Raw genomic sequence first — 14,672 nt, forward strand, 5'->3', positions numbered from 1 at the left:
GGCATCATCATACTATCAAAGTTCCTATCGCGGGAGAGGGGGTAGATCGAAGTGAAATTAAAAAATCTGTGACCAATTCAAAATAAAATCTTGTCTATAAAAACTTCAGGGACGTTGCCTAGTGATAAATTAATAAAAACATTGAATTAAAATAAGCAGACAACAAATATAACCAATAAACCAAGTGAGGGAGCGTAAACTCGCTAAATCCATTAGATATAAAACGTGATAAGCCACTCGCGAAATGACATAAATGATGGCTAAAATTTGAATGACTAAACTGCTGTGCTGAGTAGCAATAGCGGCAAGAATAGCCGTAGCAAATACACTAAGGGCTTCAAAACTATTTTGATGGGCTGCTAAGGCTCGCGCCCCAAAACCGGTTAATTTAGCTTGCTGTTCCCGGGGTTGATTATTGTCATAACCCCCTAGTTTATTCATTGCATAGCCCAAAGGTAATTTGGCTAAGTAAGGCAAAATAAGCATAATCAATAAGCAGGCCAATAAGGTCGTCATTAAGCATCACCTTGATTAATAAAAAAATTATCTTACCGAGAAATGGCCTTTATTTCAAACGTAGACTCAAGTTATTTGCTTGGTGTTAACCTTATATTCTATTAATCTTAGGTACTTCCTACTAAGTTCTTGCAAAAACAGAAATTAATTAGTAAGTTAATCCTAATTAACTATTCATTTCTACTTCTTGAACAACAAATAAGTAAAATAAGGATATGAACATACTTATATGTTTAAGCCTCGTAAATCCATAATTATTCTTAGTGTGGTATCAATAATTGTTATTGTTCTTTTTTTACACGCTCGTGAAGCCGCTCATCGCCTTCATCGAGATCCAGAAGTGTTAATGAATCGCTATTATTTACTACGCCAATCAAATCCAGAAGCAGCAAACAATGCCCTACTTATCCTCTTACAACAAGATAAAAATCATGTACAAGCCTTGGAAGAGCTGAGCCAGATTTATCTGCAACAGCATCACTTAGCGCAAGCTAAACCCCTATTAGCCCAATTACACCAGCTAAAACCAGAAGAGCAAGCTTATACCTTCGAATTAGCTTCTCTTTATTATGAGGAGGGCAACTGGGATAAAGCCCAACAGCTATTGGATGAATTAAAAAAAGGAACTAACTGGGATTATAAATTAAAGGCACAAACTCTATTAAGCCAAATGGACTCTTATCTTCCCTTTTATCAACATAAAGCACTAGTGAGCTCTATAAGCACAGAGGAGCAACCACAGGCCTCAGGACTCACCACTATCCTCCTTAATTACTTTTATACTATTCAACACAATGAACCAGAAAAAGCAGCTCAATTATTAAGCCTATTAGACACACTCACCGCCGACAATACCGCTATTCCCTTAGAAATGGGGTATTTATCCCTACAAAGGAAGGAAAACAAGCAAGCTATAAGCCATTTTTTAAAGGCTTATGCCTTAAAACCTAATCCCGAGCTTGCCTTACAACTGGCTTATCTCTATGCCAGCGACAAACAAGAATCCGAAGCCGCCCAATTTTTCCTACTTGCCATGACCGCGCAAGATCTAAAAATAAAGAGAGCTGCAGCAAAAGGCTATGCTGTAGTAAACTCGAGCCAGCCCTCCCCATCTAAGCTAGCATTAACACAAATACCTAAAACTCATGATAGTTTACTACTAGACCAATTCTACCTGCTTAAAAAACACAATAAACAAGCGGCCTGGGAATTAATCCAACAAATTATTACTCAATACCCCAATAATCTGACCGCCTTGAAAGAAGCTGGCTTTTTAGCAATTGATCTAAAACAGCGAAATGATGCTATCCGCTATTTTAGTAGAGCCTATGAACTTTGTTACCAACCTGATTTAGCGATGCAATTAGGCTATCTTTATGATGAGCCTAATGGAATGAAAACCATTAGTACTGACAAATATTGGGCTTATCATTATTTTAATTTAGCGACCCGGGCTGCTGACAAACAATTAGCCTTACGGGCGCAAAACGCGATGACTAATCTCTCAGGCTTACAAACCAAAGTCCTCCCCCCTCCCTACTTCAGTGAAGTATTTTTCGACCCCTTCTCACAAAGTCGTTTTGGGATAACGGTTCGACCCTTGGTAGGCCGTTTAGGGATTGAGCATGATAATCGCTGGCAATCCAAAACTTATTTTGTCTTTCGTCGAACTCAAGATAATAAATCCGAAAATGCAGGCCAAGTTCCGCAAATTTATGAGGATAATGTGCAAATCTTGGGAGTTGGTGAGCAAATAACACCCTTTGCGGCGATACCTCTCGTAGGTTTTTTTGAAGCAGGCAGAGCTTATGATCTAGTCTATAGAGATAGGAATAGATGGCGCAATGATGTCAGGGCTGGTCTTATGTATTACAATGAATTTGGAGCAAAACCCGCCTATTTCGAGCACATTACAGCCAATGCGAAGTATTACAGCACCGTATATGGTGATGTGACTTATTTTTCCCGTTATAAAAATAATATTATTGCAACGGTAAAGACACACCAGGGATTGCGCTTGTGGCAATACCATAGCACCATGCTCAATGTTTATCTTTCAGGACGCGTAATAGAAGACACAAACCGTGACTTTTTTAACAATATTGCGGAAGTGGGACCCGGAATTGGCTTTATACCCTCTAATCGCTATAAAATAGAACTGCGGTATGAACACATCAATGGCATGTATTTACCGGTAGGAAATAGTACTAATCCTTATGGAAAATACTATATTAATAACTTAGTTCAATTATTCTTTTATACAAAACTCTAATGGCTAATGAACTCGTACTCAGTCTTTTTTTCCTCTTTTGGTATTTTCTTACCATTTTGGCCGTATTGTTTATTATATCCGGCTTAGATGACTTATTTTTTGATGTTTATTATTGGACCCGGTACTTAATTCGCCTGTGGCGAACTCGTAAGTTTGAGCCTTTAAGTTATGAGCAGTTAGCCAAGAAAGAAGAACAGATGATTGCTATTCTCGTCCCCTGTTGGCATGAAGCGGGGGTTATTGGAACCATGCTAAGGCATAACTGCTATTCCATTGATTACACTAATTATTATATTTTTGTCGGGGTCTATCCTAATGATCCTGCTACCGTTAATGAGGTGCAGGAAGTTGCCAAAACCATTAAAAACGTCCAATGCGTCATCGGAAAAACTCCAGGCCCCACCAACAAAGCCGCCAATTTGAACGGTGTTTATGACTATGTGCGCGAGTTTGAAAAAACCTTAGACCAGCCCTTTAATATTTTTGTGTTCCAAGACTCCGAAGATATTATTCACCCTTTGTCACTCAAATTATATAACTACCTGATTCCTCGTAAAGAGATGATTCAAATTCCGGTTTTTCCACTTCAAGTTCCTTATAAAAATTTTACCCATTGGCTTTATGCAGATGAGTTTTCCGAAAACCACACTAAAGACATTATTGTGCGTGAATCGATTCAGGGGCATGTACCCTCGGCAGGAGTAGGAACTGCCTTCTCTCGCCACGCCTTACATGTACTTGAGGATCCGGAAACCAAAGCCCCTTTTGCGACTAATTCATTAACAGAAGATTACCGGACCTCTTTGGCAATTCGCGTGCATAAGCTCAAACAAATCTTCGTTTCTCAATACATCACTAAGATGAAATGGCAAAGACGTAGCTTTTTCCGCAAAGGTTATGTACAAAAGCCTACCCGAGAATACATCGCCACCCGCGCCTTATTTCCGATGGAATATAAAAAAGCAGTCCGCCAAAAAGCGCGTTGGATCATAGGAATTGTATTTCAAGAATGGCAGCACACCCAATGGCCGAAAGAGTGGCGGATTAAATTTACCCTCGCCCATGATCGCAAAGCATTTTTAACTCATTTTATTAATGGTTTTGGTTATTTTGTCTTCCTATTTTGGCTTTTATACTCTCTTTTAACTTTTAGCTCCCCCCAATACCCCTCTTTACAGGAAGAATTAAATAATAACCCCTGGGTTTGGTGGCTTATCGTTGCGGTGACCATTATTATGCTTGAACGCATGCTCCAACGCATGATTGCAGTAAAACGAGTTTACCATAGCTGGATCCCGGCCCTACTTTCAATTCCACGGGCTTTTTATGGTAATGTGCTTAATCTCCACGCCTTAATTCGTGCTTATAAAGTATATTATGAAACCCCAAAAACACCGCAAAATAGTACTCAACCCACGCAACCAGCCTGGGATAAAACGGATCATCATTTTCCAGGCAGTCATATCCTAACCCCCTATAAAGTTAAAATTGGTGATCTGTTGCTTAAAAATAATGTCATCACTAAACAGGAATTAGAGCAAGCTATTTTAGAACAACAAAAAACAGGAGAACGTTTAGGTGAGGTTTTAGAGCGCTTAAAGCTCCTCACCCCACAAAAACTGGTGCAATTACTCTCTGAGCAATATAATTTACCCCTCTTCCCCCAAAGCCAACTAAAGGATATTACCCTGCCTGAGCATACCTTAAGCAAAAGAACCTTGCGCTGGTTAACCGAACATCACGTACATCTTATTAATTTTGAGCCTCAATCTAAGCGTCTTGTTTTAGGTTTAAATGATCCTACTAATGAATTACTTATTGAAAAAATCATTAACCGCACCCTGCCTCTTAAAACTGAATTCGTTTTATTAGATCCAAGTGCATAAGACTGAGCAGAGCCTTACTTAAGCTCAATCCCTTGAGAGGCCGACCGGATCATATCTAGCATAGACTCCCCCAACCAGGGTTCAACTACCGCTTTAGGAACCATAAACTCAATGATCGTCTCGCCGAGCTTTTGATTTAAATCGACAAAAGAGCGCATTTCTTTTTCATATTGAGGAAAAGCGCTAGCATAGTCACCCTTAGCCTGCGCTAATTCTTTGGCAAGTACATAAGCTGCTACTAAGGCTAGGCTTGTACCTTGACCTGAAGCCAGGCAAGGGCTAAAGGCGGCATCCCCAATAAGTATGGTTCGTTCTTTATACCACTGGGGCATACGAATTTGTTTGACTTCGTCAAAGTAGAACTCAGAAGACTGCTGCATAGATTTTACAAGGTGCGGCACTTCCCACGCCGCATCAGCATAAATTCGGGATACAATCGCTTTTTGCTGTTCGAGATCTCGATGCTTAAAAGTCAGATTGGGGGCACGAAAAACAAACAAGGCTTTAGCAGCGGCTCCCGGGGTACAATAAAGATTTAATAATTTATCAATTTGGGAGTAGAAAAATTCGTGTCGGTTCAAATTTAAATCAGTTTCTATAGAGCAAATGGCCGCATAATAGTCACCCAAGTTATGTGAAAATTGTGCTTCATTACCAAAAACTAAATGACGCACATTGGAATGAATACCATCTGCGCCAACTAAAAGATCAAAATCTTGTTCTGGGCCATTATTAAACTCAACCTTCATCCCTTGCGCATGTTGCTCAAGCGCTTTAATTGATGTGCTAAACAAATACTGACACTGCTTGTTCGTAGCATGATAAAGAATACGGCTCAGCTCCCCTCTTAATAATTCTATATCATCCCCCACATGCATTCCCATTAACTCAGCAGGGATTTGATCAATGAGTTCACCTTGTTCATTTAGGACTGAGCCACTAAGCTGTACCACTTTAAACCGACAAGCTTCTTGGTAAAGGGCCATTTTTTTCATTACCTCAACTGCTTTGCCGCGGATATCAATTTTATAGCCACCCAGCCTTAAGCTATCGGCTTGCTCAACAATAGTTACTTCAAAACCATAATGATTTAGCCAGTACGCTAATGCGGGGCCTGCAATACTCGCCCCCGAAATTAAAACTCGTTTATTGTTCATAGTATTTGTTCAATATCCTGTGTAGTAAGGAAGATGTTGTCTTCTTTATAAAAAAGAACCTAGCTTTGCGAAGAGATCGCGCGCCAAACATTCTACGATCCGCTGTGAGGCTAAACCATCGCCATAAGGAGAGACTCCTTTAGCCATTTGTTCATATGCTCTTTTATCGGTAAGTAAATGATATACTGTTTTTATAATCTGTTCAGAGTCTGTCCCCACGAGTACCCCTACCCCTGCGGTGACAATCTCAGGACGCTCGGTAGTATTTCTTAAAACCACCACCGGTTTCCCTAAAGCAGGCGCTTCTTCTTGAATACCACCTGAATCGGTCAGAATGAGTAAAGAACGGTTCATTAAATGGGTAAATTCATCATAGCGCAGAGGGTACAATAAATGGATGCGCGGCCGTTTATTTAATAAAAATAAGATATCCTTTTGTACATTAGGGTTTGGATGCACAGGAAATACAAAATTAATATGCTCTAATTTTTCCGATAATTCGATGATCGCATGGCAAATATTGCGCATGTTTTTACCGAAATTTTCCCTTCGGTGGGCCGTCACAATTACAATGTTATCTAATTCTAATAAAACACCAGGATCGGGAGTATTTTTTAATACCCACTGGAGGGCATCTATCACCGAATTTCCGGTAATGAGGATTTTAGATGCTGGAATATTTTCCCGCATCAAATTTTCTTTTTCTATTTTAGTAGGGGCAAAATGCCATTCAGATAAAGGAGCCGTTAAAACTCGGTTCACCTCTTCGGGAAAAGGCTCCTTAATATTATAGGTCCGCAAGCCTGCTTCAATATGCCCAAAGGGGATACGGTTATAAAAGGAAATCAAAGAAGCTACAAAGACTGTCGTGGTGTCCCCAATTGCTAATAAAGCATCAAATGGGTACTGTTGTACCAGAGCCTCTAATTTAATACATAAATTTCCGGTTAGACTACCCAAGGTTTGATTCTCGGTCATACTATTAAGATCAACATCCGGGCTTATGTTAAAAAGAGTTAACATGCCATCCAGCAGACTACGATGTTGGGCTGTATTAATTACAATAACCTTAGCCCAGTGACATTGTTGGAGTTGAAAAATAATAGGGGCCATTTTTATGACTTCGGGTCGAGTACCGACCACACAACCAATGGTTAACCGTTTTTCTACTGCACTCATCCTTAATCTCTATTCCTACTAACCACTAAACTCTATACATAGGATAGATGAAGTTTGATGAATATTAAATAAAGCAAGTGTTGATTTTTTGTTTTATTTTTTTTTCCAAACTTAAGGTCCACCCAGATGATGGAGTTTTAAAGGGGTACGCACCCCCAGCACATCACGCTTTGCAACCTAACTATTGCCTGATCTTAGCCTTAACTTCTGCTATTTTCCTGCTACTTAAGTCTATTTTCATCTTCAACCGATGCATCTCTTCTGCTATGATAAGGCTCAAACTGAGCAAGATAGACGATTTTCTTGCTAGAAATTAAAAGGACTATGAAATGACACACGATGAGTCTAAGAAAAAATCTAAAAGTCATATTGTTTTAACCTCTCACCCAGCAGGCCATACCGCAGCGCATTATAAAATCAAATGGAATGCCGAACACCCTAAAGAGCGTGGTCCTGTAATTGCCTCACTAACTAATATTAGAAACCGGAATGTGATTGGCACTCATTCGGGCTCATATTCGGTTTATCGAGCTCTTGCAGTGGCAGCCGGAGTACTCGATGCAGAACATGTTCCTGATTTAACCAATACTACTCCCCCTGTTGATATTGGGCCGCATCCTCAATGGAGTGAACCAGGTAAAATTGTATCGATGGATCCCTGGGGACATTTAGTGGCTTCAGTTTATGCTGATGAGATTCATGCGGGCTACGATATCCGCCCGACTATTGCGGTAACAAGAGCGCATATTAATATTCCAGAATTACATACAGCCATGCAAAAAGGCCGTCTAAAGCCTGATGGAAAAATTTTAAGTGAAAGCGGGGATGTAGTGGTAACGAAAGCAGCCATTGAGCCCGTATGGTATCTCCCGGGAATTGCTGAACGCTTTCAAATTTCTGAGTCGCGCTTAAGAAGAACGCTTTTTGAGCAAACCGCCGGAATGTTCCCTGAATTAGTTACTCGTAGTGATTTGGATGTTTTTTTACCGCCTATTGGGGGATTAACCGCATACTTCTTTGGTGATGTCACCAAGATTCATGACCCAAATGTGGAATTAACTTGTCGAATCCATGATGAATGTAATGGCTCTGATGTGTTCGGTTCGGATATTTGTACTTGTCGCCCTTATCTAACCCATGGCATTGAGCTTTGCATTGAATCAGCCCAACGTGGAGGTACAGGTTTAATTGTGTATAACCGGAAAGAAGGCCGTGCTTTAGGTGAAGTGACTAAATTCCTAGTATACAATGCCCGCAAACGTCAACAAGGCGGGGATACGGCTGCCAAATACTTCGAACGCACGGAGTGCGTAGCCGGAGTACAAGACATGCGTTTTCAAGAATTAATGTCTGATATTCTGCATTGGTTAGGTATTACTAAGATTCATCGCTTTGTTTCAATGTCTAACATGAAATACGATGCATTGATACGCTCGGGAATTGAGGTGGTGGAACGCATTAAAATCCCCGATGAGCTAATCCCCCCCGATGCCAATGTCGAAATGGATGCAAAACGCGCTGCCGGCTATTATTCACCGGATCGCATCTTAGATATCAATGAGCTTGCTGCAGTCAAGGGGCGCGATCTCCATGAATAATGTTTTAGCACGTTTAAATAATTTAGAGACCATCCGCTCACGCGCTCATCAACTCTTAGCTTTAGCAAAAGAAGATAAATTGAATTATTTTTCTTTACACCAAGAAAAGATGGCCCCTACTGCGTCGTTCATCATGGACGTTATTACTAAAAACTATCCTACTCTTGATATTCCTTATCATAGTAGGTGGCGTCATTTTGAAGTAGGTGGCCTAGATCGCATCAGCAAAATGATGGCCACGCTCAGCCATCTTCCCGCCAAAGATCAGGGAAAAATCTTATATGAACTAGTCATTATTAGCGTCTTTCTTGATGCGGGTGCAGGTGCACGGTGGCGATATTGGGAGGAAGAAAGTCAACAATATTACACTCGCTCTGAAGGCTTGGCCTTAGCCAGCTTAAAGTTATATCAAAGCGGCATGCTAAGCTCAATGGCGAATGAACCCTTCCGAGTGGATGCCCAAAAGCTAATAGAATTTACTGAAACTGACTTAAGCAAAGCCTTTCAAGTGACTCAAGATAATCCTTTGGAAGGCTTGAAGGGGCGAGTTGCGTTATTAAATCATTTAGGAAGAATTGTAAAAACCCAACAAGCCTGTTTTGGTGAACAAGGCCGTTTAGGGGATTTTTATAGCTACGTGCTTTCTTTAGCGAAAGAGCATAGTTTATCGGCTATAAACTTATTTGAGGCAGTTTTAAAAGCATTTAACCGTATTTGGCCTCAACGTTTAAGCTATGAGGGTACCTCCTTAGGGGATGTATGGATTCATAGTGCCTTAAAAACGGAGCAAGCAGGTTCTGAATTTATGCCTTTCCATAAATTATCACAATGGCTAAGTTATTCCTTAATTGAACCTTTAGAACAGACCGGTATTCAAGTGCAGGATATTGATAAGCTCACCGGGTTGCCGGAATACCGCAATGGCGGACTTTTGATTGATACAGGTTTATTATCTTTAAAAGATGAGGCGATGCTGACACAAGCTCATGAACCGAGTTCTGAGTTAATTGTGGAATGGCGGGCATTAACGGTCGCCCTCCTCGATGAATTAGCCCAGTTAATTCGTCAACAACTCCATAAAGACGCCCTAAGTCTTCCGCTTGCAAAAATTCTGCAAGGGGGGACCTGGGAAGCTGGCCGACAGATCGCAAAGCAAAAAAGAGAGGGTGGTACACCTCCGCTGCAAATTATCAGTGATGGCACTGTGTTTTAACAAGGACTTAAATATGGAACAGAAACAAGTTGAAGTAATCACTCACCCTTTATTGCAACATAAACTGACGATTATGCGCAAACATGATACGAGCACTGTTAAATTTCGTACCTTAATGAACGAAATAAGCATGCTTTTGGCCTATGAAGTTACGCGCGATCTAGAGATAGAGTACGAAGAAATTCAAACCCCTCTAGCCACTATGCGCTCCCCTGTTTTAAAGGGAAAAAAATTAGTTTTTGTTTCAATCTTAAGAGCAGGAAATGGGCTTGTTGAAGGCATGTTGCAATTGGTTCCTAGCGCCCGCATCGGCCATATTGGTTTATATCGCGATCCCAAGACGCTAGAAGCTATCGAATATTATTTTAAATTACCAGAACATACTCATGATCGGGATGTCATCGTAGTTGATCCTATGCTTGCAACAGGAAATTCTGCCATTGCAGCGGTGCACGAAATAAAGGCATTTAATCCTAAATCGATTAAGTTTCTTTGTCTTTTAGCTGCGCCAGAAGGAATTGCCGCTTTTCATCAGGAGCACCCTGATGTGCCTATATTTACAGCGGCCATTGATGAAGCCCTTGATAGTCATGGCTATGTAATACCCGGTTTAGGTGATGCAGGCGATAGGCTCTATGGCACCAAATTAGAGAATTAATAAGATAGGTCGCGCCTTTGGCTCGACCTTACTTACCCCTTCTTAAGACTCCACTAAACTCGATGTTTTCGACGCAAATTTTTCGCCATTAAGTTCTTTTTGTATACGCTCATAGTCCAAAGATTTTTGCCATGCAGAAATGAGAATCGTTGCAATCGCGTTACCAATCATATTAATAATCGCCCTTCCTTCATTCATGAATTTATCGATACCCAAGACCAACACCACACCAGCAACCGGGATATAACCAATGGTTGCTAAAGAGCTTGCTAAGACGATAAAACCGCTACCAGAAACACCCGCAGCCCCCTTAGAACTAATAATCATTACTCCTAAAAGAAATAATTCATGCCAAATAGTAAGAGGCGTGTTTGTAGCCTGAGCAATAAATAAAGCAGCCATAGTTAGATAAATAGCTGTCCCCGCTAAATTGAAAGAATATCCTAGGGGCAAAACTAAGCCAACTACTGATTTCTCACAACCTAATTGTTCTAACTTTTCCATCAGTAAGGGTAAAACTGTTTCAGAGGAGGCAGTACCCCACACAATAATTAACTCTTCTTTTAAATAACGCAGTAAATGAATAATATTAATTTGACAATAGCCATATAAAATAGAGCCTAAGATAAGCACGATAAATGCAATACAAGTTAAGTAATAACATAGTAACAAACCCATTAAGCTAAATAAGGGCGCTATTCCAAATTTACCGACACTAAAGGCCATAGCGGCAAAAGTTGCCACGGGAGCCAAATACATCACCAAATGAATTATTTTAAAAAAGACCGTAGCTAATTTTTGCATCCCATCTACAATAGGTTTGTTGGTGGGACCTAAGAGAATTAAACCAATTGCGAATAGAATAGAAACAAAAATGACTTGCAGCATATCGCCATCCACAAAAGCACTGATGAAGGTATGAGGAATCATATTAAGAAACAAATCAGCAACATTACTAATCGGAGCAGCCTTACCTAAATAGGTGCTAGCGACTTCCATGTTCAACGAGCCGGGATTAATATTTAGCCCCATCCCAGGTTTAAAATAATCAGCAGCAAGCAAGCCAATGATTAAAGCAAAGGTAGTAGTGATCATGAAAAAGACTAGTGCACTGCCCGCCAATTTGCTGATCTGGCGCATGTCATTCATCGCCGCAATCCCAGAAACTAAGGTGAGAAAAATGATGGGGGCAATAAGCATTTTTATTATTTTAATAAAAATATCGGATAAAATTTTAAATTGAACCGCTAATTCAGGATAGACATAGCCCACTAAAATACCAAGAAATAAACCGATAAACACTTGCACATATAGTTTTTTTAAAAAACTCATTACACTCTCCGAGCATTAGCAGTCAGGGGTAAACGTTTAGATTTAAGGTATAGAATGCCACACTAAAGAATTTAGTTTCACATAACTAAGGCGGCCATACCAAAAAACGCGCAATTTGCCTATTCAAACTGCTATAATTAACTGGGTGATTCTACGATGTGTTTTATATTTTAGCGAGAACTTTTATTTCATTTGCTCTATTTTAAGATTATGTTAGTGTATCGCTTGCCTTATTAATCTCGGATGGGTTAAAAATAATATGAGCTTGTTCTCTTCTTTCATTGATTACATTTTACATATAGATGTCTATCTAAACACTTTTGTAAGCAGTTATGGGTTCTGGACTTATTTGCTATTATTTCTAATTATTTTTTGCGAGACTGGTTTGATTATTACTCCCTTTCTACCAGGAGATTCGCTCTTATTTGCCGCAGGAAGCATTGCCGCCCAACCGGGGAATTCATTGAATAGTATTTATTTATTCCTACTTCTAAGTCTAGCCTCCATTTTGGGAAATCAGATCAATTTTATGGTCGGTAGGCTGGTTGGTCCTCGCGTATTTACGGCTAAAGATTCTTGGTTATTAAATAAAAAACATCTAGACCATGCTCATCAATTTTATAAGCAACACGGTGGAAAAACACTGATTTTCGCACGTTTTCTTCCTATTATCCGTACCTTCGCACCCTTTATTGCTGGCATAGCAAAAATGCATCTGGTTCGCTTTTTCTTATATAATTGTTCTAGCGCTATTTTATGGATAGGAAGTTTGCTTGGTTTGGGTTATTTCTTAGGTTCTCTACCTTTTGTTAAAGAACATTTTACCGTGGTAATCTATGGAATAATCGGCGTTTCTCTGCTTCCTGCTGTCTTAGCTTATTTGGGTAAAAGAAGCCACCATCCGGCTTAAGTAGAGCAGCGAAGCAGGCGGAGTACTGTGTATGAAACCCTTTAGTGTTCCTGAAGAAAATTAACAATCCATTGGGCAATTAAAGCATCATCTTCCGGCAATTTTAAGGATTCAAGGCCTCGTTGGAATAACTCTTCACCCAGTATTGATTTACGGTAGTCCATTAACGCTTGCGAATAGGCTTTGGTAAATTCCGGATGCCCTTGGACGGTAAGGACATGTGAACCAATTTGGGTCATATAATAAGGACAAAACTCACTGCTGGCTAAAATTTCCGCTTCTTTAGGCAACTCTAACACCTGATCTTGATGACTCACTAATAAATTAAATTTATTTTGGTTAGGCTGCATCCAGTTTTTGAATTGATTAATTTTATTTTGCGACATTCCCACCCCCCAACCATGGGGCCACTTAACGACTTTGCCGCCTAGGGCTTTAGCAATAAGTTGATGCCCAAAACATATACCAATGAGTTTTATATGAGCCTGATATAAACTACGAACAAAGTCTTCAAGCTCGCCTATCCAGGGAAAATTATCATTAACGCTATGACGGCTACCCGTAATTAAATAAGCATCTGCTGCATGAATATCCTTAGGCAATTCGCCGTGTTCTGCATCAAAAACAGTAAAGCAAATGGAGGGATAAATCGGTTTCAAAAGTGTAGCAAATCGCTCTGAATGTTGGCCATGAGAGGCAAATTCTTCTCTTACTGTATCACACTGTAAAATACCTAAATTCATCTTACCCCCTATTGCTTATTTAAGAGCAAGTACTAGCGCGGGTATTGGGAATCTCCAATAGCCGCAATTAAAATATTTTTATATTCTTCTTGCGTAAATAAAATAGGATTAGAACCCGAAGCAGCATCTTCTGTTGCCATTTTTGCAATCTTATCGACGTGTTCCTGATTAATCCCTATATGAGCTAAGCAAGATTCGATCCCTAATTCCATTCTTAATTGTAAAATCCAATCCATAAAACCATCGAAACCATTAGAAATAGTTAAATAAGTTGCCAGTCGAATAATTTTCTCTTCAATTGCCGCACGATTAGCCAACAACACATAAGGCATTAAAATAGCATTAAGACGTCCATGGTGAGCATCATACAAGGCCCCCAAAGGATGAGCGAGAGCATGCATCGCTCCTAAACCACGTTGAAACGCTGTGGCCCCCATGCCGGAAGCGACGAGCATATGTGTACGTGCCTCTATATTAGCTCCGTCATTATAGGCAGCAATTAAATTTTCTTTAATTAAGCGGATTCCCTCTAAAGCAATAGCTTCTGCCATCGGATGATAAGCAGGCGCGCAATAAGCTTCAAGACAGTGGGATAAGGCATCCATTCCCGTTGCCGCCGTGAGTTTAGGAGGCAAACTACAAGTTAATTCAGGATCTAGAATAACTAGTTTAGGTAACATGTTCGGATGAAAAATAATTTTTTTAACTTGTTGCGCTGTATCAGTAATTACTGCTGCACGTCCAACCTCTGAACCAGTACCTGCAGTGGTAGGAATAGCAATCACAGGAGCCATTGTCTCCACCCGGACTTTCTGCCAATTGCTGCCAATATCTTCAAACTCCCAAAGCGGCAGCTCTTGTCCAACCATTAGGGCAACTGTTTTGGCAACGTCTAAACTAGAACCTCCGCCACAAGCAATAACACCATCATGAAGACCAAGCTGATATGCGTGTACCCCCTCTAAAACGTTTCGCTCGGTAGGATTGGCTTGGATTTGGGAGAAGATACCCACTTGTAATTCGGCCTGCTGGCATAGGTGCACTAAGCGACCTATTAATAAAGAACCGGCTAAGCCGGGATCAGTAATAATTAACGGCGCTTTAATACCCAATTCGTGACAAAGGTCTGACAATTCATTGACGCGCCCCGCACCCACCCGTATTCGAGTAGGATAATTCCAATTGGTAGTTAGAGTAGTTTTATTCAT

Annotated in this window: 12 protein-coding genes; 6 read left to right on the plus strand and 6 right to left on the minus strand. The window is 40.3% G+C overall.

All coding sequences use genetic code 11. The annotated features are described in order from the left end of the window. Nucleotides 1-129: 129 nt before the first annotated feature. On the minus strand, nt 130-516 hold the full coding sequence (locus tag ELY15_RS01435; protein WP_127097880.1) for an MAPEG family protein: 387 nt from the start codon (nt 514-516) through the stop codon (nt 130-132). 229 nt (nt 517-745) lie between these two features. Between ELY15_RS01435 and ELY15_RS01440 the strand changes: the two genes are divergently transcribed. Together ELY15_RS01440 and ELY15_RS01445 are read left to right on the plus strand one after the other, a co-directional pair. Next, nucleotides 746-2,788, plus strand: coding sequence for a tetratricopeptide repeat protein (locus tag ELY15_RS01440; RefSeq protein ID WP_127097881.1), 2,043 nt, complete (start codon nt 746-748; stop codon nt 2,786-2,788). Beyond that, on the plus strand, nt 2,788-4,674 hold the full coding sequence (locus tag ELY15_RS01445) for a glycosyl transferase family protein (RefSeq protein WP_127097882.1): 1,887 nt from the start codon (nt 2,788-2,790) through the stop codon (nt 4,672-4,674). Before ELY15_RS01440 ends, ELY15_RS01445 begins: the two co-directional genes overlap by 1 nt. Nucleotides 4,675-4,688: 14 nt before the next feature. Here the strand turns inward: ELY15_RS01445 and ELY15_RS01450 are convergent, their stop codons facing one another. After that, a complete protein-coding gene (locus ELY15_RS01450; protein ID WP_127097883.1) occupies nt 4,689-5,831 on the minus strand; it encodes an FAD-dependent monooxygenase in 1,143 nt (380 codons plus the stop codon). A gap of 45 nt (nt 5,832-5,876) precedes the next feature. Beyond that, a complete protein-coding gene (gene wecB / locus ELY15_RS01455; protein WP_127097884.1) occupies nt 5,877-7,010 on the minus strand; it encodes a non-hydrolyzing UDP-N-acetylglucosamine 2-epimerase in 1,134 nt (377 codons plus the stop codon). A 329-nt stretch (nt 7,011-7,339) separates the two neighbouring features. Here wecB and ELY15_RS01460 point away from each other — a divergent pair, with 329 nt between their 5' ends. From ELY15_RS01460 to upp, 3 genes are read left to right on the plus strand one after another with little or no spacing between them, the layout of a single operon-like run. Further along, entirely contained in the window at nt 7,340-8,608 is a 1,269-nt protein-coding gene (locus ELY15_RS01460; RefSeq protein ID WP_127097885.1) for a GTP cyclohydrolase II, read from the plus strand. Further along, on the plus strand, nt 8,601-9,821 hold the full coding sequence (locus ELY15_RS01465) for a URC4/urg3 family protein (protein ID WP_233586478.1): 1,221 nt from the start codon (nt 8,601-8,603) through the stop codon (nt 9,819-9,821). The genes ELY15_RS01460 and ELY15_RS01465 overlap by 8 nt, the downstream gene beginning before the upstream one ends. 13 nt (nt 9,822-9,834) lie before the next feature. Next, the gene (gene upp / locus ELY15_RS01470) at nt 9,835-10,479 is read left to right on the plus strand and encodes a uracil phosphoribosyltransferase (protein ID WP_127097887.1); all 645 of its coding nucleotides are present in this window, start codon (nt 9,835-9,837) and stop codon (nt 10,477-10,479) included. Nucleotides 10,480-10,521: 42 nt separating this feature from the next. Here upp and dctA read toward each other — a convergent pair whose 3' ends face one another. After that, nucleotides 10,522-11,811 carry a C4-dicarboxylate transporter DctA gene (gene dctA, locus ELY15_RS01475; RefSeq protein ID WP_127097888.1) on the minus strand — a complete coding sequence of 430 codons (1,290 nt, stop codon included), beginning with the start codon at nt 11,809-11,811 and terminating at the stop codon, nt 10,522-10,524. Between the two features lie 259 nt (nt 11,812-12,070). Between dctA and ELY15_RS01480 the strand changes: the two genes are divergently transcribed. Next, nucleotides 12,071-12,721, plus strand: coding sequence for a DedA family protein (locus ELY15_RS01480; RefSeq protein ID WP_127097889.1), 651 nt, complete (start codon nt 12,071-12,073; stop codon nt 12,719-12,721). 41 nt (nt 12,722-12,762) lie between these two features. Here ELY15_RS01480 and ELY15_RS01485 read toward each other — a convergent pair whose 3' ends face one another. Together ELY15_RS01485 and ELY15_RS01490 are read right to left on the minus strand one after the other, a co-directional pair. Further along, complete coding sequence (locus ELY15_RS01485; protein WP_127097890.1) at nt 12,763-13,464, minus strand: GMP synthase; 702 nt, start codon at nt 13,462-13,464, stop codon at nt 12,763-12,765. A 32-nt stretch (nt 13,465-13,496) separates the two neighbouring features. After that, the gene (locus ELY15_RS01490) at nt 13,497-14,672 is read right to left on the minus strand and encodes an iron-containing alcohol dehydrogenase (RefSeq protein ID WP_127097891.1); all 1,176 of its coding nucleotides are present in this window, start codon (nt 14,670-14,672) and stop codon (nt 13,497-13,499) included.

The organism is Legionella sp. km772, assembly GCF_003989735.1.
Classification (GTDB): domain Bacteria; phylum Pseudomonadota; class Gammaproteobacteria; order Legionellales; family Legionellaceae; genus Legionella.